The organism is Pseudoalteromonas sp. A41-2, from assembly GCF_015767615.1.
GTDB lineage: Bacteria > Pseudomonadota > Gammaproteobacteria > Enterobacterales > Alteromonadaceae > Pseudoalteromonas > Pseudoalteromonas lipolytica.
In genome coordinates this window covers 1,014,212-1,035,596 of sequence record NZ_CP065231.1, presented here as the reverse complement: position 1 = coordinate 1,035,596, position 21,385 = coordinate 1,014,212, and the positions used below count along the sequence as shown (strand labels likewise).

General features: G+C 42.3%; 25 protein-coding genes. 6 read left to right on the top strand and 19 right to left on the bottom strand.

Annotated features, from left to right (window positions below):
* Window positions 1–86 precede the first annotated feature (86 nt).
* Entirely contained in the window at window positions 87–605 is a 519-nt protein-coding gene (dsbB, locus tag IT970_RS04820; RefSeq protein ID WP_074988668.1) for a disulfide bond formation protein DsbB, read from the top strand.
* Window positions 605–907, top strand: a complete 303-nt coding sequence (locus tag IT970_RS04815) for a DUF6170 family protein (RefSeq protein WP_036970014.1) — start codon at window positions 605–607, stop codon at window positions 905–907. The genes dsbB and IT970_RS04815 overlap by 1 nt, the downstream gene beginning before the upstream one ends.
* Window positions 908–932: 25 nt before the next feature.
* Here IT970_RS04815 and IT970_RS04810 read toward each other — a convergent pair whose 3' ends face one another.
* Window positions 933–1,226 carry a ComEA family DNA-binding protein gene (locus IT970_RS04810; RefSeq protein WP_065978764.1) on the bottom strand — a complete coding sequence of 98 codons (294 nt, stop codon included), beginning with the start codon at window positions 1,224–1,226 and terminating at the stop codon, window positions 933–935.
* A 250-nt stretch (window positions 1,227–1,476) separates the two neighbouring features.
* Here IT970_RS04810 and IT970_RS04805 point away from each other — a divergent pair, with 250 nt between their 5' ends.
* Window positions 1,477–1,785, top strand: a complete 309-nt coding sequence (locus tag IT970_RS04805; protein ID WP_074988669.1) for a YebG family protein — start codon at window positions 1,477–1,479, stop codon at window positions 1,783–1,785.
* 136 nt (window positions 1,786–1,921) lie between these two features.
* Here the strand turns inward: IT970_RS04805 and putP are convergent, their stop codons facing one another.
* Window positions 1,922–3,433 carry a sodium/proline symporter PutP gene (putP, locus tag IT970_RS04800; protein WP_065978762.1) on the bottom strand — a complete coding sequence of 504 codons (1,512 nt, stop codon included), beginning with the start codon at window positions 3,431–3,433 and terminating at the stop codon, window positions 1,922–1,924.
* A gap of 376 nt (window positions 3,434–3,809) precedes the next feature.
* Here putP and IT970_RS04795 point away from each other — a divergent pair, with 376 nt between their 5' ends.
* Window positions 3,810–5,033: an EAL and HDOD domain-containing protein gene (locus tag IT970_RS04795; RefSeq protein ID WP_036970026.1), complete on the top strand. Its 1,224-nt coding sequence runs from the start codon at window positions 3,810–3,812 to the stop codon at window positions 5,031–5,033.
* Between the two features lie 66 nt (window positions 5,034–5,099).
* On the opposite strand, the gene IT970_RS04790 is transcribed toward IT970_RS04795, so the two are convergent.
* The 10 genes from IT970_RS04790 to ccmA are packed head-to-tail and all read right to left on the bottom strand — an operon-like array spanning window position 5,100 to window position 12,815.
* Window positions 5,100–5,831: an MlaA family lipoprotein gene (locus tag IT970_RS04790; protein WP_036970030.1), complete on the bottom strand. Its 732-nt coding sequence runs from the start codon at window positions 5,829–5,831 to the stop codon at window positions 5,100–5,102.
* A gap of 9 nt (window positions 5,832–5,840) precedes the next feature.
* Window positions 5,841–7,103: a c-type cytochrome biogenesis protein CcmI gene (gene ccmI, locus IT970_RS04785; protein ID WP_074988670.1), complete on the bottom strand. Its 1,263-nt coding sequence runs from the start codon at window positions 7,101–7,103 to the stop codon at window positions 5,841–5,843.
* The gene (locus IT970_RS04780) at window positions 7,104–7,565 is read right to left on the bottom strand and encodes a cytochrome c-type biogenesis protein (protein WP_036970035.1); all 462 of its coding nucleotides are present in this window, start codon (window positions 7,563–7,565) and stop codon (window positions 7,104–7,106) included.
* Window positions 7,562–8,134: a DsbE family thiol:disulfide interchange protein gene (locus tag IT970_RS04775; RefSeq protein ID WP_065978760.1), complete on the bottom strand. Its 573-nt coding sequence runs from the start codon at window positions 8,132–8,134 to the stop codon at window positions 7,562–7,564. The genes IT970_RS04780 and IT970_RS04775 overlap by 4 nt, the downstream gene beginning before the upstream one ends.
* A complete protein-coding gene (locus tag IT970_RS04770; protein ID WP_036970041.1) occupies window positions 8,131–10,086 on the bottom strand; it encodes a heme lyase CcmF/NrfE family subunit in 1,956 nt (651 codons plus the stop codon). The genes IT970_RS04775 and IT970_RS04770 overlap by 4 nt, the downstream gene beginning before the upstream one ends.
* A 1-nt stretch (window position 10,087) precedes the next feature.
* Entirely contained in the window at window positions 10,088–10,567 is a 480-nt protein-coding gene (gene ccmE / locus IT970_RS04765) for a cytochrome c maturation protein CcmE (RefSeq protein WP_036970044.1), read from the bottom strand.
* The gene (gene ccmD / locus IT970_RS04760; protein WP_036970047.1) at window positions 10,564–10,767 is read right to left on the bottom strand and encodes a heme exporter protein CcmD; all 204 of its coding nucleotides are present in this window, start codon (window positions 10,765–10,767) and stop codon (window positions 10,564–10,566) included. The genes ccmE and ccmD overlap by 4 nt, the downstream gene beginning before the upstream one ends.
* A 2-nt stretch (window positions 10,768–10,769) precedes the next feature.
* Entirely contained in the window at window positions 10,770–11,507 is a 738-nt protein-coding gene (locus IT970_RS04755; RefSeq protein WP_036970052.1) for a heme ABC transporter permease, read from the bottom strand.
* 1 nt (window position 11,508) lies between these two features.
* Window positions 11,509–12,195 (bottom strand): heme exporter protein CcmB, encoded by a 687-nt coding sequence (gene ccmB / locus IT970_RS04750; protein ID WP_036970055.1) that lies wholly within the window; start codon window positions 12,193–12,195, stop codon window positions 11,509–11,511.
* Window positions 12,195–12,815 (bottom strand): cytochrome c biogenesis heme-transporting ATPase CcmA, encoded by a 621-nt coding sequence (gene ccmA / locus IT970_RS04745; protein WP_196857647.1) that lies wholly within the window; start codon window positions 12,813–12,815, stop codon window positions 12,195–12,197. Before ccmA ends, ccmB begins: the two co-directional genes overlap by 1 nt.
* Before the next feature lie 102 nt (window positions 12,816–12,917).
* On the opposite strand from ccmA, the gene fliK reads away from it, so the two are divergent.
* Window positions 12,918–15,479, top strand: a complete 2,562-nt coding sequence (gene fliK, locus IT970_RS04740; RefSeq protein ID WP_231387318.1) for a flagellar hook-length control protein FliK — start codon at window positions 12,918–12,920, stop codon at window positions 15,477–15,479.
* Between the two features lie 6 nt (window positions 15,480–15,485).
* The gene (locus tag IT970_RS04735) at window positions 15,486–15,794 is read left to right on the top strand and encodes an EscU/YscU/HrcU family type III secretion system export apparatus switch protein (RefSeq protein WP_036970060.1); all 309 of its coding nucleotides are present in this window, start codon (window positions 15,486–15,488) and stop codon (window positions 15,792–15,794) included.
* A gap of 244 nt (window positions 15,795–16,038) precedes the next feature.
* Here the strand turns inward: IT970_RS04735 and IT970_RS04730 are convergent, their stop codons facing one another.
* From IT970_RS04730 to IT970_RS04700, 7 genes are read right to left on the bottom strand one after another with little or no spacing between them, the layout of a single operon-like run.
* On the bottom strand, window positions 16,039–16,440 hold the full coding sequence (locus IT970_RS04730) for a DUF2802 domain-containing protein (RefSeq protein ID WP_036970062.1): 402 nt from the start codon (window positions 16,438–16,440) through the stop codon (window positions 16,039–16,041).
* 16 nt (window positions 16,441–16,456) lie between these two features.
* Entirely contained in the window at window positions 16,457–16,954 is a 498-nt protein-coding gene (locus IT970_RS04725; protein WP_036970065.1) for a chemotaxis protein CheW, read from the bottom strand.
* 21 nt (window positions 16,955–16,975) lie between these two features.
* On the bottom strand, window positions 16,976–17,722 hold the full coding sequence (locus tag IT970_RS04720) for a chemotaxis protein CheW (RefSeq protein WP_036970068.1): 747 nt from the start codon (window positions 17,720–17,722) through the stop codon (window positions 16,976–16,978).
* A gap of 2 nt (window positions 17,723–17,724) precedes the next feature.
* Window positions 17,725–18,495: a ParA family protein gene (locus tag IT970_RS04715; protein WP_036970071.1), complete on the bottom strand. Its 771-nt coding sequence runs from the start codon at window positions 18,493–18,495 to the stop codon at window positions 17,725–17,727.
* Between the two features lie 11 nt (window positions 18,496–18,506).
* The gene (locus IT970_RS04710; protein WP_065978756.1) at window positions 18,507–19,466 is read right to left on the bottom strand and encodes a flagellar motor protein MotB; all 960 of its coding nucleotides are present in this window, start codon (window positions 19,464–19,466) and stop codon (window positions 18,507–18,509) included.
* 6 nt (window positions 19,467–19,472) lie between these two features.
* Window positions 19,473–20,237, bottom strand: coding sequence for a flagellar motor protein (locus tag IT970_RS04705; protein WP_065978755.1), 765 nt, complete (start codon window positions 20,235–20,237; stop codon window positions 19,473–19,475).
* The gene (locus tag IT970_RS04700; protein WP_065978754.1) at window positions 20,230–21,366 is read right to left on the bottom strand and encodes a protein-glutamate methylesterase/protein-glutamine glutaminase; all 1,137 of its coding nucleotides are present in this window, start codon (window positions 21,364–21,366) and stop codon (window positions 20,230–20,232) included. Before IT970_RS04700 ends, IT970_RS04705 begins: the two co-directional genes overlap by 8 nt.
* Window positions 21,367–21,385 lie beyond the last annotated feature (19 nt).

Below are 21,385 nucleotides of genomic sequence, written 5' to 3'. Positions count from 1 at the left end.
TGTTTTTACGAATATTCATCGCAGGCACTTGCACCCTGCGCAGTCCCTAAGCATAATCTTGAAAACAATTAGAAATGAGATTTTTCATGAGTTGGTTAGCTGAGTTAGCAAACAAAAGAACCCCTTGGGTATTATTAGCCTTAACGGCACTCGCATTTGAAATAACAGCCCTGTTTTTTCAATATAATATGGGTCTAGAACCCTGTATTATGTGCATATACCAACGCACAGCGATGCTTGGTCTCTTAGCCGCGGGTATCATTGGAGCAATAAACCCACACGCTGTAACCTACCGATTAATCGCCTTTGCAACGTGGGGAGTCTCTGCCATTTGGGGCTACTTTATCGCAAAAGAGCACATTGCTATGCAAAACAACACAGATCCATTTGCATTTAGCTGTGCGTTTGAGCCAAATTTTCCTAGTTTCATGCCCCTACATGAATGGATCCCGCACTTTTTCGCAGCAACAGGAGACTGTGGCAACATTGATTGGCAATTTGCGTCAATGAGTATGCCCGCATGGATGGAAGTCATCTTTGCCGCATATTCAATTGTTTTTGTCGGGGTTTTAGCAAGCCGCTTACTAGTCAAAAAGTCACTGTAATGATTTACTTTTTTAGCAGTCAAATTCCTGAATTAAAGACCTTTAAAGTAAGGCAGCGTCAGCAGATAATAGCAATTGCACTGAGCCACTTAAGCCCAATGCATAAAATCGTTTTATCTGTGTGCAAACTGGCATTTTTAGCGCCCTTGTTTCTAGGCCTTGCCTACTTTGAAGGTTGGATGCTTTTACCTTGGTTATTATTAGCGGGATTAAGCTACCCATTAATCACAACGCCGGTTGAAAATATGTTCGCTCAACCTCACCTGCGAAAAGCGATACAAGAGTTTAAACAGGGCGAATAGACGCCCTGTTTAAATTACTATTTAGTTAAAGCGAAATTTTTCCTTCTATTTTAGCGAATAATTTATCACCAATCCCCTTAACCTCTTTCAGTTGCTTAACTGATTTAAATGGGCCTTGATTCTTACGATGCTCAACAATGGCTTGAGCCTTCGATTTACCAATGCCAGGTAACTGAGAAAGTTGCTCTACAGTGGCTTTATTGATACTCACTTTTTGAATTTTTGTTTGCACTGACTCAGCTGGTTTTTCAGCGAGTGCCTGAGTCGCCGGCAGTAATGCAAGACTTGCTGCAAATAGTAAACTTGATAATAACTTCATTGTTTCCTCCATGATGTCCTTACGTGGACTGTTAAATAGTCTCGTCACCGAACACTAATTCCATTACATTCGTCACTAATTTGGTGACAAACTAAATAAAGTCAATTTATGCCTTTTTGTCAAATTAATGTCATAAAAAATACACACACGCAGCTTGCAAATTCGGCCCCAAACGATTACTGTATATAAAAACAGTAATCAAAGTAGCGATTACACGCTGCAAATGCCACGCTTGAATGCAGGAGAAATCATGGCTGTTGTTGTTAAATATGTTGTAGAAAGAAACGGAGTCGAGCGCATGACGTTTACTACCAAAAAAGAAGCTGATGCGTACGATAAAATGCTCGACATCGCTGAGTCGTTAGAGCTCATGCTTGAGAAGGTAGATGTACCATTAAGTGAGCAACAAATTGAATCTCTAGCCCTTGAAATAGCAAAAGAAAAAGACCAATTTATGGCTGTCCTAAAAGGCGCTAAAGAACTGCCTAGCAAACCGAAAAAAGCCAAATCAGCAGACACAGATAAAGTCGCTGATATAAAAGAAAAAGCAGCCAGTTAATATCCCTTACTTTAGCAGCGGATATTATTCATCAAAGTAACCGGTCACTCTTAAAGTAGAGTTAAAAAATTAACACAAAAAAGGGCAACTTATGTTGCCCTTTTTAATTACATTCTAAAGAATGACACTTAGCGTCCTAAAGTGACGATTCAACTTCATCAAATAATTGTGTAATTTCTTGTTTTGGCTCTGATGTGTTCAAGCTAACGACCACAATGGCAATACTTGATAAGATAAAGCCCGGTACAATTTCATAAATAATGGCACTTAACTTTTCACCATCAATCGTAATCGGTGCATAAATCCAAAACAGCACTGTCGCAGCGCCCACAACCATTCCCGCTATTGCCCCTTGTAGGTTCATTCGTCTCCAATAAAGGCTAAGCAACACTAACGGTCCAAATGCCGCACCAAACCCTGCCCATGCATTGCTCACTAAATCTAATATAGAGTTATCACGGTCATAAGCTAAGTAGATAGCAAAAACGGCAACCAACATCACACTAACACGACCAATTAATACCAACTCTTTTTGAGACGCGTCGCGATTCAGGTAAATTTTATAAAAATCCTCAGTCAAAGAGCTCGAACACACTAATAACTGCGAAGAAATAGTACTCATAATCGCTGCTAAAATTGCGGCTAGGAGAAAACCTGCGATCAGTGGGTGGAAAATGAGTTCAGATAAAACTAAGAAAATTGTTTCTTTATCGTCGATTGGCATTTGGTTTTCAAGCATATAAGCCGCACCGAATAAACCAGTAAATACAGCACCAATTGCAGACAATGTCATCCAAGACATACCAATACGACGCATGGTAGGCATATCTTTAACTGAGCGCACTGACATAAAGCGAACAATAATATGTGGCTGACCAAAATAGCCTAAGCCCCAAGCCATTGCCGAAATAATCGCAATTGTCGAGCCACCTGCAAACCAATCCATCATGTTAAGTGCATGAATTTCTGTTTCTTTGGGTGAGCTTAATAAGAGGTCATAGCGAGCATTAGCCAAGGTGTCCATGAAAGGCTGATCAAGCATTGTAAAAGTCGCAATAGGCACAGCTAATAACGAAATAAACATAATACAGCCTTGCACAAAGTCCGTTAAACTTACTGCAAGAAATCCACCAAACAAGGTATACACAACCACAACACCCGTGGTGATATAGAGCCCCATTTCGTAGCTCATATTAAATGAGTTTTCGAATAATTTACCACCGGCAACAACACCTGATGAGGTATAAAGAGTAAAGAAGACAATGATCACAATGGCAGAAATAACGCGAAGAATATTCTTATTATCATCGAATCGATTAGCGAAGTAGTCTGGGATAGTAATCGAGTCATTCGCCTTTTCGGTATACACACGTAATCGCGGCGCTACGAGGAAATAGTTTGCCCAAGCACCTAATACGAGCCCTATTGCAATCCAAACTTTACTTAAACCAAATAAATACATTGCACCTGGCAGACCCATTAACAGCCAACCACTCATGTCAGACGCACCTGCCGATAACGCAGCTACACTGGGTGATAAATTACGCCCACCTAGCATATAACCCGATACATCGTCAGTTGATTGCTTATAGGCATAAAGCCCTATTCCCAACATAACAATGAAGTACAATGCTAACGAAATTATCATTCCTGTTTCCAAATCAGCCTCCAAAAATTAATCAATGTAGGCTTCTAATCCAAATAATGACTCGCAAGTTACTTAGTTTTAAGACATTATTGGGATAAAAGCCGGTATCACACACGACTATATCATGCTTGTGCCCCACAACTCCAATTAAGCCGATGAGCTGTATAATTTACAATAACAACGGTTTGCTAACAATTTTTCTGATATTTAATTCAAGTTATAGAATTTAAGCACAATTTATCTTAGTCTTAAGGTCTTGAACAAGAGAATAAAATTACGTTTCCCGCATAAAATTTATTTAACTAATGCTATTTTAAGCTCAATGCAATATATTGCGGGAAGGAAATGAATTAACAGATGTGGACTTGCTTCAATTATGTATTTTTACGCTGCGCGCCAACCGATTTTAGATAAGGAAAAGAAACTCATAGGCTACGAGCTCCTCTTTCGGGATGGTGTAGATAATGTGTTTCCAGACATCGATGGCGATGAAGCAACTTCACGGCTTATTGAAGGGAGCCAGTTTAATTTCGGCTTAGAAGATTTAACCGACAATAAACCCGCTTTTATTAACTTTACTTTAGACACCTTACAAAAAGGCTATCCGCTGTTATTAGGTAAAGACCACGTTGTTGTCGAAATCCTTGAAACAATTCAACCGGGAAAACGCCTGCTTGCTTTAGTCAAAGATTTAAAAGAAAAAGGCTATACACTTGCCCTTGATGACTATATTCATCAACCTGTTTGGCGTCATTTTTATCCGTTTATCGATATTATTAAAATCGACTTTTTAAGCTCCGAGGCCGAGTCAATTAAAGAGGTAATTGAGGCAATAAAGCCTTTCCCTCATATAAAATTACTTGCTGAGAAAGTAGAAACCCACGAAAAGTATCAACTTGCTCTCGACCTAGGGTTTAGTTATTTCCAAGGTTTCTTTTTTTCAAAACCTGAAATGGTACAAAGTAAAACGCTGCCTCCGTCAGAGATGGCACTTGCTGAGCTTTTATACGAAACATCGAGTGTTGATCTAAACCTTAAGAAAATCACTGAAGTCTTTGAGCGTGATGTTAATTTATCTTATAAATTATTACGTTACTCAAATTCAGCCGCGTTTAAACGCCGTGCAGAAATAAGCACTATTAAACAAGCACTTATTGTATTGGGAAGTGAAGAAATTAAACGCTTCTTATCGCTACTTTTTGCTGCACAAGTGGCTGCTGATAAGCCTGCAGAGCTTATTCGATTATCACTCACTCGTGCTCGATTTGCAGAGTTATTGGCAATCAGTCACGGAAAATTCCGTGATACAGGAATGGCATTTTTAACCGGTATGATGTCCTTAATGGACGCTATTTTAGATGAAGAGATGTCTAGCGTAATGAATAAGTTGCCGTTGGCAAACGACATTAAAGTTGCGCTTCTTAAAGACGAAGGCCTTTTAGCCAGTTATTTACGCTTGGTAAAACAATATGAGCAAGCTAATTGGCAAAATGCCAATGAAATACAGCAAGCACTTGGTCTGAAGCCTGAAGAAGTTCCCGATGCATACCATGACGCTGTTAACTGGGCGAATGAACAAATGGCTGTGTTTGGCGACTAATACCACCCCGCTTCATCTCCATAAAAAATGCCAGCATTCATGCTGGCATTTTTTATAGGATACTTTTTAAAGATTTTCTAAGAAGTCTTCATCAAAGTCATCAGGCTCTTTTTCGATGGGGGGATTGCCATCGTGAAGCTCATAGAGCTGGCGCTGAAAATAGACATCTTTTACGAAGATATACGGATCGAGCGACTCATTTAATAAACTTTCTTGGTTTATCAATGAGGCACGGGCCTCCACTGCTTTTAAAACAAAAACCAAGACGGTTTGCGGTGTAGTCAGGGCTATTTCTGGTAATACGACGTTATCGACAACATCACCAGTTAAATTACGGGCTGTACTTGGTCCCATGCCTGGGATCATTAAGTAGGCACCATCACCAACTCCCCAAACACCCAGTGTTTGGCCAAAATCTTCATCCACTATCTCTAACCCCAGTGATGAAGCAACATCGAAGAGACCCAACAAACCGACCGTTGAATTGACTAAAAAGCGTGCCAGACTAATTCCCATATTACCAGGCTTACCTTGAAGACCCGCATTTACCATGTCTGTTGGTGCAGTGATATTATCGGTAAAATTCACAATACTGCGTCTAACAGGCATAGGCGTAACGGCCACATAACCAACCGCTGCAGGGCGAAGAATGTACGCGTCGAGTACGTCCATATTAAAATCGTACATTGGACGGTTAAATGACTGTAACGGGTCACGCTCATCAACTTTTTCTTCAGGAATTTGTGCGCATCCTGCTAGCACTACAAAAAAGATAAAAAATATACTGTGCCTAAACATCGGCTATCCTTACGGTATTAACTCATTAATTAGCAACGCGTATTCTTTAACGTTTTTACGCTCTAAGACATCCGAATTACCTTCCAACTCGCCGCTAGAAGTTACCACAGTCTCATCTTTTGATAAACGCGCGGTTAAAATAATTTTATCGACACTCGATAAATTTAAACCATCAACCATGGCATTACTATCACTGAGGGTCACCTCAAGTGGAAAGCTATACTCGGTCATTTTCACAACGGCTAATGGCATTTGTGGACCACTGGCTGCTTTTGCGAAAATAAACAAAGTGCCATTTTCAGGTTGTTTATTGCTAAGTGATTCATCTAAATTGACCGTGATTTTAATCTCACTGTTGCTATCATTGACTGCACCAGCGCTTGCGACTTGTTGCTCATTATTTAAATGTGCATCAATTTCAGCAATACGCTGTGCAATCATTGGATAACGGGGATCATTTTGCTCCATACTAGCAAGTAACACTTCGAATGCAGTTTTAGCTTGCAACCAATCCTTACGCTCATAAGCAATAAGTGCTAACAATGAAATAGCATCGATATTGGTGGGCTCAGCCTTGAGCACGCGAGATAACATTGTTGCAGCACGTGACATGTTTGCGTCACTGCCTTCCATTAAAAGTACCTGAGAGTAACTGATCAGCACTTGTTTGTTATCAGGATTCATTTTCAACACTTTATCAAATGACTGCATCGCCATGTCGAACTCATTCAACGACATAGCAACACGTCCAAGCAGCATCCAAGCCACTTCATCGTCACCGCTTTGATCAAGCTTAGTACGCAGTGCTAACGCAAACGCTTGTAGCTCATTTGCTGTCAAAGGCTCACCACTTTGCATTACTGCACGCTCACCATATGACTTTAAGTTTGCCATGGCATCGTGCCAGCCTTTAATCTGTTGCTGACTGCCGGTGTAGCTGTAGAAAATAACCGTTAATGTAATTAAAAACACGGTTCCGGTTAGTGCAAAAATACGATTATTACCTTTACTATTCAGTGCTTTTTCTGGCGAAAGCTCGTTTAATAAACGACGCTTTAACTCAATAACCGATTCACTGTGCATATTTTTATCAATACGCTGGTTGTCTAAATCAGCTTTCAATTCTTCTAAACGTTGGTAATAAATTCGGATCAATTCCGAGTTTGCATTGTGATCAAGGCGTTGAATACGTTCGCGTTTAAAAAACGGCACCACAACAAACAGCAATGCAATCAGTGTGAGTAAAACAAAAGAAGCCCACATTAATGCCATTTAGTTTTGCTCCTGACGTTGATTTTGTTCAATTAACTTAGCGAGTAACGCTTCGTCTTCTGTTGTCCAAGTTTGTTTAACCGACGCTTTACGTTGACGCAAAACAATAAAGCCAAAACCCAGCACCACAATCAATACAGGTAACACCCACAACACTAAAGTTGCTGGTGTAACAGGTGGATCGTAGTGAACAAAATAGCCATAGCGATCAATCATGTAATCAATCACTTCCTCTTTGGTTTTGCCATCTTTAACGAGCGCCAACACTTTATCACGGAGATCCTTTGCGACAACGGCATCTGAATCGGCAATATTTTGATTTTGGCACTTAGGACAACGCAGCTCTTTCGTTAACTCACTAAAACGCGCTGCTTGTTCGTTATTATCAAATTGATATTTATCTTGCTCTGCAAAAGCACTCACCGTGATCAGCAAGCTTACTAAAAAAATCACCCACCTCATTGCTGTAGCTCCTGCATTAACGGTGCAAACTTAGCTCGCCATACACGCGGGTTAATATCGCCAGTATGGTGAAGTAAAATAGTACCTTGTTTATCAACTAAAAAGGTTTCGGGGGCACCCGATACACCTAAGTCGAGAGCCAAGGTGCGTTTTAAGTCTAAAATATTAAACTGGTATGGGTCGCCAGCACGATTGAGCATACTCGTGACATCGTCACGTAACGCATTAATATCAAATTGACCGTCAAAGTCAGGGTCATAACCTTGCTCATAGTACAAGCCGATAATTTTAACGCCTTGTTCTCTGAGCTCAGTTAAGTAGCCTAATTCAGCCAAACAGGTTGGGCACCATGTGCCCCATACGTTAAGAAGATACACTTCACCTTTTAAATCAGTGTCTGTCCAACGTTTAGACTCATCCATTAAATCAGGCAAATTAAAAGTAGGCATCGCTTGACCAATACGCCCTGTTTGCAATTCACGTGGATTAGCAAATAAGCCTTGGTACAAAAATACGCACAGTAAAACAAAAACCAGCAAAGGCGCTAATGCTAACAACTTTCGGTTCATGCTGCGGCCTCCCCATTCAATGATTTTTGACGGTAACGCTTATCGCCTAAGACTAAGAAACCCGCGAGTGAAATTAAAATACCACCAAGCCACATCCAACGAACAAACGGTTTGTGGTAAATACGCAACGACCACGCGCCTTGGCTAAGTTGCTCACCAAGCGCTAAATACAAGTCACGAGTAAACCCTGCATCAACCGCAGCTTCTGTCATAAATTGCATGCCAATGTCGTAACGACGCTTTTCTGCATGTAAGACGGTTACTTGCTTGTCGTTTTTAAACACGGTCACCACACCTGCATGACCACTGTAATTCGCACCACGGATTGCTTTAACACCGTCAAAACGATACTGGTATTCATTAAGCGCGACTTTATCACCCGGCTTCATCGATACATCGCGCTCAACTGAGTACGCAGAGGTTAAGGTAACGCCTGCAATTACAAATGCTAAACCAACATGACCCAATACCATCGCCCAATAACTCAAACCTAGACGTTTAAAGCCCTCAGACAATGTCGTGTGAATAGTCACTTTTGACACTAAATCGACAAACGTTGTGACAAAAATCCATATCGCCAGCGTTGTGGCTATAAACGTGATTGGCGCCACTACATCATAGCTTGAGTACAGCCATGCAGCAGTTGCAACAACACTGACTACTGCTGATAACGCAAGCTTATTTTGTAGCATTGACCACTTATTTTGTTTCCATCGTAGTAGCGGCCCAATTCCCATTAAAATAGCGAATGGAACAAGTAAAATAGCAAACATCTTGTTAAAGAATGGTTCACCAATAGAGATACTGCCTAAACCAAGCTCTTTATGGATCATAGGTAACAACGTACCTAACAGAACGATTAAAGTCGCTACAACGAGAAAGATATTATTAAGCCACAGTGCCACTTCGCGTGATGCAAACTTATATCGCCCTTCACTTTTCACTTGAGAAACGCGCAGTGCATACAGGCTCAACCCGCCACCAACAACAATCGCTAAAAAGGCCAATATGAACATACCGCGATTAGGGTCTGAGGCAAACGCATGCACCGAAACAATAATGCCTGAACGCACAATAAAGGTGCCTAATAGGCTCAATGAAAACGCAGCTATTGCCAGTAGTACTGTCCACGACTTAAATACACCACGCTTTTCTGTGGTCGATAATGAATGCAATAACGCGGTGGCAACAAGCCACGGCATTAACGAGGCATTTTCCACTGGATCCCAGAACCACCAGCCACCCCAGCCTAGTTCTGAGTATGCCCACCAACTGCCGATAGTAATACCAAACGTTAAAAAGCCCCACGCTGTCATAGTCCAAGGTCGAGACCATTTTGCCCACGTATTATCAAGCTTGCCGGTAAGGAGTGCAGCAATCGCAAACGCGAATGACACTGATAAACCCACATAGCCCATGTAAAGTAATGGCGGGTGGATAATCATGCCAGGGTCTTGAAGAAGTGGATTCAAATCTCGCCCTTCAACAGGGAAATAAGGCAGTAATCGTTCAAATGGACTCGACATTAACAAGGTGTAAAGCATAAAGCCCACGCCTAAAAAGCCTAAAACACCCAGTACACGCGCACGTAATACCCAAGGCAATGATTTAGAACGCATTGCAACAACCGCAGTCCACCCTGCTTGCATCACTAACCACAACAAAATAGCGCCTTCATGGCCCCCCCACGTCGAGGTAATTTTGTAATACCAAGGTAAGGTGCTACTTGAGTGGTAGGCTACGTAAGAAACGGTAAAATCATCAGTTAAACTGGCATAAATAAGCGCAGCAAAAGAGAGCAGTACAAACACAAACTGGCCCACTGCCAGTGAGGGCGCCGCACGCATCAGGCGTAAATTACCAGTATGAGCCCCCCACAATGGAAAAATACACAATAAGACACTGAGCACCATGGCCAGTGTGAGTGAAAAATAACCGAGTTCTGGGATCATATTAATTACCGCTTTCTAAGTTATAGGTCGGTTTTTCGTGCTTGATACCTTTCACTGCTTCAGCAACTTCCGCAGGCATGTATTCTTCATCATGCTTAGCGAGTACTTCAAACGCATCAATTTCGTTGGCATTCACAAGCACCCCTTGGGCTACAATCCCTTGGCCTTCACGAAATAAGTCTGGCAAGATGCCTTGGTAATTAATTGTCACCATTGGGCCTGTATCAATCAGTTTAAAACTGACTTTAAGGCTTGATTCATCACGCACAACAGAGCCTGGCACAACCATACCGCCAATACGCAATTTTTGACCTATGTGCGGTTTTTCTTTGTTAGGGCCTTTACCATCAACAAGCTCACTCGGCGTATAAAATAAATTAATGTTTTCTTGTAGTGCATATAGCACCAAACCAATCGTTGCGCCCACACCGAAAATGATGGCGACAACAGCTAATAAGCGTTTTTTACGTCTTGGATTCATTGCCCTGCCTCTTGCTTCGCTTTTTTAATGCGCTCTTCTCGTTGTGCTTGTTGCTTAACTGAAGAGAAAATACGTTTCGTATCGTTTAACGAACTCACTAAAATACCAAGTAAAATTAATGCACAGCTGCCAAATGACAACCACACATAAAAGCCATAGCCTCCCATGGCAATAAAATCTGCAAAAGAATCAAACTGCATGATTAACCTCGCTCAAGCATTTGACGCACCCACGGACGGTGCTTTTCACGCTGTAATATTTCATTTTTAAGACGGATCAACGTCACAGTCCCGACAAAGGCAGCAAACGCAACAATATTCACCATTAATGGCCAAAACATGCTTGGGTCAATCGCTTTTGTATCAAACTTTGTGATTGTGGCACCTTGATGAAGGGTGTTCCACCACTCAACTGAGAAGTGAATGATAGGGAGGTTTATTACCCCAACAATGGCCAAAATACACGCGGCTCGCCCTGCGGCTTTCTTATCTTCAAAAGCATGGTATAGCGACAACACACCTAAGTATAAAAATAACAGAATAAGCTCTGACGTTAAGCGTGCATCCCACACCCACCAAGCGCCCCACATAGGTTTACCCCAGGCTGCTCCGGTGATTAATGCGATTGCTGTTACACACGCTCCAACAGGCGCAATTGCAATCACTGCAAGTTCAGCATTACGTAGTTGCCATACTAATGCGATCACTGCGGCAATCGCCATAGAGGAATAAGCACCCATCGATAAGATTGCAGATGGGACATGGATAAAAATAATTCGGTAGCTGTCTTTTTGTTGGTAATCTGCAGGTGCATAAGCCAGCCCCCAGACCCATCCAACAATCATACACACCACCGTCACGACGGCGAAATAAGGCAGTAAGGTGTTACACAATTGGTAAGCACGATCTGCTTTTGCGTAGGGATGTAACCACTTCCACATATTAACTTACACTCACTTTCAATGCTGACGATATGGCAATTGGCGCAGCTAAAATCGCAACGATTAGCATGGCGCCAAGGATTGCAAGCTGTCCACTATACGCAAGCTCCATTGAACTGGTATCGATAGCAGATGTTGCAAAAATTAATACTGGGATATACAAAGGCAACACAAGTAAACTCATTAAAATGCCGCCTTTTTGTAAACCCACCGTGAGTCCAGCACCGATTGCGCCTATAAAGCTTAGCAAAGGTGTGCCCAATAACAGGGTTAGCACTGTAGCAAGAAGTGCTGAACTTTCTAAATTTAATAACAAAGCGAAAACTGGCGTCATTAATACCAAAGGCAGCCCTGTAATCACCCAATGAGCAGCAACTTTAGCTAATACTGTCAAAGGTAACGGGTATGACGAAGCTATAAGCTGCTCTAATGTGCCATCGTGGTAATCATCACGAAAAAGTTTGTCTAAACCAAGCATGGTTGAGAGTAATGCGGCGACCCAAATAATACCCGGTGCCATTCGTGCTAATAAACCCGGTTCAGGTCCAATCGCCAGTGGGAAAAGAGTGATAACAATCAGAAAAAATAGAATAGGATTAACGATTTCAGCACGCTGACGAAACGCTAATTTAAGATCTTTTGAAAAAACCGCAGAGAACAGTTGCCAATAAGAGTGCTGCTTTACCATCAGTGGCGATACTCCAAAGTCACCGTTTTAAGATCACTAAACTGTGTTGTTAAATCTTGGTGCGTAGTGAGAAGAATAGCCCCACCAGCATTTAAGTGTTCAACGAATCGTGCTTGTAAAAATGCCACACCGCTTTTATCAAGTGCTGTAAATGGCTCATCTAAAATCCATAACTTTGCACTGTTTAGCCATAGTCGCACTAAAGCCACACGACGTTGCTGTCCTGCGGAGAGCATGCGTACTGGCACATCTTCAAGCCCTACTAAACCAATTTTGGCTAAGATAGGATAGAGATCTTGCTGTGTATCGTAACCATTAATCTTTAGCCAAAATGCCACATTCTCAAGCGCCGTCAGTTGGCTATTCACACCTGTTTTATGACCGATAAATAAAAGCGATTGCGCATACTCATCGTAGTATTTTGCAATTGAGCGCTCTTGCCATAAAACATCGCCCTCATCTGGCATAGCGAAACCAGCAATAATACGCAATAATGATGTTTTACCAGCCCCATTCGGACCAGCTAACTGCATAATTTGCCCCGATTTCAAGCTGAAATTAAGATCCGCAAACAAACAACGATCTTGCTTGATGCAGGTGACGGCCTTAATGTGTAACAAGATGATGATTCTCTATACCCAAAATTAGGCGTTAGTCTACCATAATGATAGGGTAATACGAATATTGCTTTATAACGATTAACTTATATTTGATCTAAAATAATGAATAAACAAAGCCAGTTGACTCTCACCACTCACCTAAACCTTGATCCAAAAGGCATACATTCGGCTGGTCAACAACACCCCAACGACGCGTTAAAAGCACTCACAGATCAGCACTTAACAGCACGCAATATTGTTGTAACTAAACATACTGTGCAAATGGATGTATTAATTAATAACAGCTGGCAAACTTTACGCTTATCGACAGAACAAGCGAACCCACAACTTGAGAAATTTTTAGCCGCAACCATTCAATTAAGCAGCGATGGTAAACAACTGACAATATCACCCTTACCCGTAACAATGACGCTGAGTAAAGCGCCTCAGTTACACGCTTTACTTAATCTGTTAACACAGGGTGACTCACGTACAACCGCCCCCTTACCTGCAAACCTTGCTGCAACAAAGCCGGCTTTGCAATTACCCGTACTCAACACTGAATTTGTACTCAATAACACCCTTGCAGCACTCTTAAAAACAGAAACCCCACTCAAGGCTGTGATAGTGCCTGCCAGCAATAAACACAACGAATTTTCGCTGACAATCATTAACCGCTTTGGTGATTCACTTCACCAACAAAGCATTAGCCAGCAAAAGGTCGCTGAACTTTTGGCAAAACTCACACCTGAGCTAAACCTAAAGCTATCTGGGCAACAAGTGCAGTTGAACTTACCTGAAAAGCCAACGTCCTCCTTAACGGTGCCATTAAATACACTGCCCTCTAAGCAAGTAAAAAACATTCAAGCTCAATGGCAGTTAAGCCCGCTTAGTTTAATAATGACACCTAAAGCAATTAAAGACACTATCACGCTTATTAACCAAGCGCCTGCACAGCAAATAACACTTAAAAACTCTCTCGCAGAGACCTTTATTCAAGCACTGCAAAGCCAGCGCAATGCCTCCCCTAAACAGCATGTTGAATTAACGCCACTAAGCACCACAGACTCACCGATTCGCTCATGGTTAAAAGGCAGTTTTGCCGACCTAAAAACGCGCATAACCGATGCTGTTCGTTATTTCGAAAAACTACCCGCTGCAAATAAAGCCACAAATAATTCACTTGATGCTGCATTGAATACTAAAACCGACTCAATCAGTCAGCTTGGCTTTAATGCTAAACGACTCGATATTGTCAAACTCGCGGCTTTTGAAAATAACAGGCCAAACGAAACACGATTCCATCAGTCAATATCAGCAACCGCTGTGGCTGATGCACCAAAGACTCATGCCCCCTTAGCCAACACTTCAGGGACAACAGCTACAATACGAGCGCTGGCCGAAAACCCGATGCTGCCTGTTAGCTTTACTAAATCGGCGCCACTTGTTCAGCTATTTCAATTGATTAAAGCAAGTGTTTTTCCACGCATCAATAGTCAACAAGCAATTGAATTACAAAAACTAATCCCCGCTGAGGCTAATAAAACTCAGGGGACAGAGTCGCCATTAATAAAGCCTCACGCTAAATCTGTTGCAGCAAACCAAGTGACACTAACCCAGCCGCCAAGTAATGTAGCAAGTCTCAAAACGCAACCAACGCTGACACACCCCATGTTAGACAAACTGCTGACAGATGCGGGTAATACATTAAAAATGCAGCCACCTTATTTAGCGTTGAAAGAGCCTAACTTAGCGCAACCACTACAACCCATTAGGCCTTTAGAGACGGCGTTAATTGCAAAGTTACTGCCTTTACCTAACACCAAAAGTAGCGCAGTCAGTGATCTTCCTGTACAGCTGAGTCAAAAAATCAATGAACTAAGTGAGCAGAACAAATCCCCCTCAGTCGATTTAAATAGATTGGTGAATCAAGCATTTAATAGAATGATATCAAATCAAAATGTACACCCTTCAACCATTGAGCGTGAGTTACTGAGCATTATAAGGCCCTCAAGTTTGACACCTCAAAGCCAACAAGCCAGTTTTACTCAAGGGCTTGAACAATTAGCTATAACCACACTCGCGGCCCCCATCGTAAGCCAAGCCCCTACAAATCTTAGTTTTAATAATCAAACAGGGCTTGATGCACTTTTACAAGTGTTAGTACCTAACTTTAAAGCCGTGAACAGTAATAAGTTACTCGAACAGCTTCAACAACCTAGCTTGCAAGCCATGGCAGCAGAAATAAGCCAAGTAAAAACAGCGCTCACTCAAGTGCAAGCAACACCGATTAACCAGCAACAAGATGCCAGCGCCCTCGCGCAATTTTTCTTACCCATGAAACTCCCCCCAGAAACAGGGCAAACAGAGATAAGTCTTGGGCAATACAAAAAACCCAGTAAAAATAAACTCGAGAGCAAGAATGTGTGGTTTGTTAGGTTAAACTTTGACTTTGCAACGCTTGGTAAACTGCAAGTAACGGCTGAGGTTATGGATACCGCGGTCGATTGCCAATTGCTTGCATCGTCGCAAGAGGTAACCGCTCTAGCGCACCCGCATTTAGATACACTGCGCCATAAGCTCGCTAGTCATGGTTTAAATGTAGGAGAGTTAAGTTTAAAACAAGGTGCAACGACTCATCAGGCATTTTATAAATCGCATGCCATCATCAACATAAAGGTTTAATATTCAATGAGCGAACAATACACACATAAGTCAGCCATTGGTCTTCTCTACGAAGCTGGAAACTCGCCAAAAGTAACCTGTAAAGGATTTGGTGAGCTGGCAGAAGAAATTGTGAAGCTTGGCGAACAAAAAGGCATTTTAGTTCATCAAGATGCTGATTTAGCAAAAACACTGTCACATCTTGAGTTAGGTGAAGAGATACCGAAGGAGCTTTATTATGTGATTGCTGAGCTTATTGCCTTTTCGTATGTTTTACGCGGTAAATTCCCCCCTGGTTGGCAAGATTTTCAAGGCAAGTTAAATATTCAGGCTTAAAAAGGAACGTCCTTTCACGTCATTAAGTAATACCATTCCGCTTAATTAAGTGGTCTATTTTGAGGCAATAAAACCGCGTTGATAACAAGGCAAAAATGTCGTTATTTAGTTGTTCTCGGCAATTGCTCCTACCCTACCTCCTGCACCCATGCAGTCGTAAATCAGACATTTCTTAACGCAGCTAACGACAGGTTTAATCCCTCAAAATGATTAAGCATTAGTGCAAGTTGGCAAAAAGGTGCTCTTAAGCACCTTTTTGTTTATGAAGCGACATAAGTAACTCAGCTTCAGCTCTGGGTAGTTCACATTCGTGAATAATCTCTTCGAGATCAGCACCCAGTTCAACCATTTTGACCGCGCGCGAATAGATTTTCGCATTAGGATCATCATATTTTTGTGCGTCTTGCAGTTGCTCAAGCTCTTGGCTTTTTTCTTCCACTGCGACAACACGTTTGCCAATACTTAGCATTCCTGCGCGCATTTCAGCCACTTCACTACGCAGAATACTCAGTTGTTGTTGAGTTTCTTGCAGTTGTTTTTGCTTTGCTTGAATAGCCGCGGATTGTTTATTGTTATTAACAAAAATAAGCCCCAAACACACTAATACAAGTAGGATTGAGGCACCAAACAAGGAGTATAACAGCATATAATTTCCAAACGCTTTATAGTGCGCTCAGCTCGTCCCACTCATCGTCATTTAATAGCTTATTCAGATCAACCAAGATCAATAACTCACCATCACGGTTTGAAACGCCTTGGATAAACTTAGCGCTCTCTTCAGTGCCAATATTTGGCGCACTGTCGATTTCAGAGCTGCGTAAATAAACAACTTCAGCCACACTGTCGACTAAAATACCAATAACTTGTTTTTCGGCTTCAATAATAACAATGCGCGAATTGTCTGTTACTTCTGCACCCATTAAGCCAAAACGTGCACGCGTATCGATAACCGTAACAACATTACCACGCAAGTTAATAATGCCCAGTACATAAGAAGGCGCGCCTGGTACAGGAGCAATTTCGGTATAGCGAAGTACTTCTTGTACTTGCATTACGTTAATGCCGTACGTTTCTGCTTCAAGTTTAAAGGTTACCCACTGTAACACTTCATCGTTGCTATCAGCATTTTTATTCGCTGACAGTAGTCTTTCTTCACTCATGCTATTACTCCGTAATAATAGTTACTGCTCACGGCTGTCTAAGCCTTGCTCTAGCAATTGATATAAATTTTCAACATCAATCAAGGCACACATTTTTTCTTTGATAACCCCAGCAAGCCAAGGCCGCTTACCTGATTTTGCTCGCCATTTTACATCTTCTTTGCGAAGCGTAATATTATTTACGAGCTTTTCAGCCAACAATCCCCATTGGCTATCACCTAAGGTGATTAAATACTGATAATCTAGTGATTGTTCTAGCTTTTCATTATACTTTTCTGGCATAACCCAGCGAGCGGTGTCTACCACATTCAGTTTTTCATCGCGGTTAAGCATGACCCCTTTAAACCACTTAGGCTTACCAAATAATTGGTTTACCTCTGCAAGTTGATGGATACCGCCTAATGCTTTTAACGGCACTGCAAGGGTTAACCCTGCCACCTCAAAAAATAAAGCCTGAAACTCACCATCAAAATAGTCTTCTTGACGTTCAGATGACGTTTTAGCTGCAATGTCATTGCTAGATTTCTCGACTATATCTTTGATATTAGCTTGGTTCTCGGTTTTCTCAAGCTCTTTAGTCGGTTCAACTAGGGGTATTTCGGGTTCAGGTGCCGCTTCTGGCGGAGCAATATCTACTTTTGGTTGTTTTACTTGCTCCAGTAATTTTGCAACAGGCTCTAGATTTTGTTCAGCAGGTTCATCTTCGCACAGCAAGGCACCCAAGTATTGGGTCATCACTTTTTCATTGGCAAATAAATGCTTACTCATCGTTAACCTTGTGCAATTAAGAAATCAAGTAACGCGCGATATGCAAAAACCCCGCGTGAACGCGGGCAAAATTGAATCGGCACTTGTTGTGCCAAACTCGCATCTCTAAATTTTGTATCCACCGGCACTACACCAGACCACACTTTGTCTTTGTAATTATCCTGCAACGTTTTATAGGCTTCAAGGGATGCTTTAGTCCGCTTGTCGTACATAGTAGGGATAATTGTATATTGGTATTGTTTCGACTGTGAAGTTTGCATTAACTCCATAGTACGCATCATTCTATCAAGCCCTTTCAATGCCAAGAATTCAGTTTGCACAGGAACCAAAATACGCTCACTGGCAGCTAATGCATTAACCATCAGCACCCCAAGGACTGGCGGGCAGTCAATGATAGCGTAGTCATAATGCTCACTAATTTTAGCCAGTGCTTTTTTTAAAATAAGGCCCATGCCATTTTTGTTGCCCATGCTTCTATCAAGCGTTGCTATGGCCATGGTCGCGGGCATTATATCAAGGTTTTCAAGCGTTGAAGGGCACAGCGCCTGTAAAATTTCTTCACTTGCCATACTATTGCCGCGGGCAAAAATATCATAAACACTGACTTCCAGCTCTTCTGAATCAATGCCAAAATAATAAGTAAGTGACGCATGCGGATCGGTGTCTATGAGTAAAACGCGCTTTCCTTGTAATGCTAGAATACCAGCAAGACTAACAGCTGTTGTTGTCTTCCCTACTCCACCTTTTTGATTCGCTACTGTCCAAATTTTCACATCACACCTTATTATTGTTCATTGCGCGTGGTAATTCGAATCCCACCATGGGGTAATTGAATCACTTTAATGGTGTTATCATTGCTTGGCAACTCAATTTCAGCAGGCTCTTCAGGTGCGACATCCATTGGTTGATCATTATTCTGCTTTGGCTCTGGCGGTAAACCGTATTTAGATAATGCCACCACGACTTTACGATTTTCGGCTCGACCTTGTGCTGTATCATTACTGGCAAACGGTGAATACTGGCCATACCCTTCAATTGCCATTCGTGCAGGGTTAATTCCTAAACTTTCAAGCTCAACAAGTATAGACGTGGCACGTGCAACAGATAACTCCCAGTTAGAACGAAACATTTCATTACGGATACCTTCATTATCCGTGTAGCCTCTAACGCGAATATAGTTATCAACAGGGGCAATAATCTCTTTAACTAGAGCAACCACTTCCTTTGCTCGTTGTTGTGCAACTGCGCTACCCGATGAAAATAACATGCCTGAGCTCAATTCTATGATAAGCCAATCTTGATGAAGCTCTAAACTAGCCTCACCATCCCGAATTTCATCGATTAATGCCGATTGTAACTTGGTAAGCAAGCTATCAAGGGGTTTACCTAAGTGCTTTTTATCTATATTGCTGGTTTCACTTTGACCGTCGAGTAACTCGGGGCCTTGCTCATCTTTACGTATACTTTCACCGTACAAAATGTCGTTTTCAGGGGTCACACGGTCAGTTAAAATACCCGTCCCATTGACGCCTGTGCCTGCCTGCTCCTGTTTTCGAGCTGACTTTTCAAACACCTGCTCAAGCGAATCAGACAAAATTTGAAAATCTTCATTCTTGCTAATAGCGATAGCGTACATAACAACAAAAAAAGCGAACATGATAGTCATGTAGTCCGCATAAGAGACTAACCAGCGCTCTGTGTGCTGGCTTTTTTGAGTGGTATGACGCATACGACGGCGCATCATAAAAACTTACTCACTGACTAAGCTTGGACGTTCGACACGGTACGCCTCAAGTTTAAGTTCAATATTGAGTGGGCTCTCGCCTTGAGCAATCGCAATAATGCCTTCAGCAAGTAATTCGTGATACAGCATTTTTTGTTCAATCTGTTGTTTTAGCTTATTTGCCATTGGCAGGAACAATAAATTAGCTAAACCGACGCCGTAAATCGTCGCAATAAACGCCGTTGCAACGCCTGCGCCTAACTTTTCTGGGTCAGTAATAAATTGCATTGCCTGAATAAGGCCAAGCACGGCCCCTAATATGCCAATTGTGGGGCTATAGCCGCCCATTGCTTCATACACGCGACTGACTTCTAACAGACGTTCGCGTTCAAGCATTAAATCAATCTCTAGCGTATCTCTGAGCTTATTTTCGCCGGCGCCATCAACAAGCAAGCTTAAACCTTTTGCAGCATAGGGGTCTGGGTGCGCAAGCGCTTCAGACTCTAAAACTAAATACCCTTCTTGACGCGCTTTTTGTGACCACCGCTTCACTTGTTCAATCGCGGCGTCCACGTCATGGTAAGGCGGAAAAAACACCCAGTGACTAATTTTCAGCGTTTTAGTAAACACACTGCCTGGTGTTTGCAGCATGACCGCACCTAAAGTTCCGCCAAGTACAATAATTAAGGCAGGACCATTGAACAAAGCACTGACAACCCCTCCCTCAAGCGCGTAGCCGAAGGTTATGGCACAAATAGCAACGATTAATCCAAGAAAAGACAGCTTATCCACAGCCAGTCTCACGTATTAAGCGTGTAGCAACATCATTAAGAGCTAGGTTTTCACTGGCTAAACCCGCATTAGCAACGGCCTGTGGCATACCATAAACCACACTGGTTTTTTCATCTTGTGCCCAAATAGTGGCTCCCACTTGCTTCAGCATGCGAGCACCATCACGACCATCAGCCCCCATACCAGTCAGCACTACCGCTAATACATCACCACCAAATGCTTTTGCAGCACTGGCAAATGTAACATCGACACTGGGTTTATAGGTAATACGCGGACTGTCATCTTCAAACACACGCAGTGTGCGCGCAGAGCCACGTCCCTCTATCAGCATTTGCTGACCACCCGGTGCTAAATACGCAGTGCCAGGCATCAGTCTGTCACCCTGCTGTGCTTCTTTCACATTGATTTTACACAGGCCATTTAAACGTGCAGCAAACGCTGGCGTGAATGCAGCCGGCATATGTTGAATAAGTAATATGGGGTGCGGAAAATTAGCAGGTAGTTGCGTTAATATTGTTTGCAGCGCAACGGGGCCACCTGTCGAGGTGCCAATTGCAACAACTTGGTACTGTTTCCCTGACGCTCTAACATTACTCGACGGCGAAGGCGCTGCGGGAGTTGAACGGCTAAAACTACGATCTGGCTGAACAATGCCGCCAGTTCGCGTGCTAGTTGCAGGTGTCGGGGACGCCGGACGAGGTGAAGTCAAAGGACGTGTAAAACGAGAAATACGGCGACGCCCTATTTCCTTTACTTTATTTTGTAGTAAGGCAATCGCTTCTTCATTGTTTCTTGCAATGTCTTCAAACTTTTTAGGCAAGAAATCAAGCGCCCCCGCGTCCAGTGCATCTAGCGTGGCTGTTGCACCATCTCGGGTTAACGAAGAAAACATTAATATTGGCGTAGGCGTTGCTGCCATAATTTCTTTAACAGCACTAATGCCGTCAAGTACCGGCATTTCAACATCCATTGTAATAACGTCTGGTTTTAGCTCACGCGCTTTATCAACTGCTTCGCGGCCATTTACAGCAAACCCTATTACCTGAATGTCGCTGTCTTGCTCTAATATTTCGCTTACTCTGCGACGAAAAAAGCTTGAATCATCAACAACTAATACTTTGACTGCCATTAGCACTCTCTTGTTATTT

Coding starts and splice junctions, on each gene's coding strand:
- ccmE (WP_036970044.1), bottom strand. CDS start 10,567: ATGAATCCAAGACGTAAAAAACGCTTATTAGCTGTTGTCGCCATCATT.
- IT970_RS04770 (WP_036970041.1), bottom strand. CDS start 10,086: ATGATCCCAGAACTCGGTTATTTTTCACTCACACTGGCCATGGTGCTC.
- IT970_RS04735 (WP_036970060.1), top strand. CDS start 15,486: ATGAGCGAACAATACACACATAAGTCAGCCATTGGTCTTCTCTACGAA.
- IT970_RS04805 (WP_074988669.1), top strand. CDS start 1,477: ATGGCTGTTGTTGTTAAATATGTTGTAGAAAGAAACGGAGTCGAGCGC.
- ccmI (WP_074988670.1), bottom strand. CDS start 7,103: ATGGCATTAATGTGGGCTTCTTTTGTTTTACTCACACTGATTGCATTG.
- ccmD (WP_036970047.1), bottom strand. CDS start 10,767: ATGCAGTTTGATTCTTTTGCAGATTTTATTGCCATGGGAGGCTATGGC.
- IT970_RS04710 (WP_065978756.1), bottom strand. CDS start 19,466: ATGATGCGCCGTCGTATGCGTCATACCACTCAAAAAAGCCAGCACACA.
- IT970_RS04795 (WP_036970026.1), top strand. CDS start 3,810: ATGTATTTTTACGCTGCGCGCCAACCGATTTTAGATAAGGAAAAGAAA.
- IT970_RS04755 (WP_036970052.1), bottom strand. CDS start 11,507: ATGTGGAAGTGGTTACATCCCTACGCAAAAGCAGATCGTGCTTACCAA.
- IT970_RS04720 (WP_036970068.1), bottom strand. CDS start 17,722: ATGAGTAAGCATTTATTTGCCAATGAAAAAGTGATGACCCAATACTTG.
- putP (WP_065978762.1), bottom strand. CDS start 3,433: ATGATAATTTCGTTAGCATTGTACTTCATTGTTATGTTGGGAATAGGG.
- IT970_RS04775 (WP_065978760.1), bottom strand. CDS start 8,134: ATGAACCGAAAGTTGTTAGCATTAGCGCCTTTGCTGGTTTTTGTTTTA.
- fliK (WP_231387318.1), top strand. CDS start 12,918: ATGAATAAACAAAGCCAGTTGACTCTCACCACTCACCTAAACCTTGAT.
- ccmB (WP_036970055.1), bottom strand. CDS start 12,195: ATGGTAAAGCAGCACTCTTATTGGCAACTGTTCTCTGCGGTTTTTTCA.
- IT970_RS04815 (WP_036970014.1), top strand. CDS start 605: ATGATTTACTTTTTTAGCAGTCAAATTCCTGAATTAAAGACCTTTAAA.
- IT970_RS04730 (WP_036970062.1), bottom strand. CDS start 16,440: ATGCTGTTATACTCCTTGTTTGGTGCCTCAATCCTACTTGTATTAGTG.
- IT970_RS04700 (WP_065978754.1), bottom strand. CDS start 21,366: ATGGCAGTCAAAGTATTAGTTGTTGATGATTCAAGCTTTTTTCGTCGC.
- IT970_RS04790 (WP_036970030.1), bottom strand. CDS start 5,831: ATGTTTAGGCACAGTATATTTTTTATCTTTTTTGTAGTGCTAGCAGGA.
- dsbB (WP_074988668.1), top strand. CDS start 87: ATGAGTTGGTTAGCTGAGTTAGCAAACAAAAGAACCCCTTGGGTATTA.
- IT970_RS04780 (WP_036970035.1), bottom strand. CDS start 7,565: ATGAGGTGGGTGATTTTTTTAGTAAGCTTGCTGATCACGGTGAGTGCT.
- IT970_RS04725 (WP_036970065.1), bottom strand. CDS start 16,954: ATGAGTGAAGAAAGACTACTGTCAGCGAATAAAAATGCTGATAGCAAC.
- IT970_RS04810 (WP_065978764.1), bottom strand. CDS start 1,226: ATGAAGTTATTATCAAGTTTACTATTTGCAGCAAGTCTTGCATTACTG.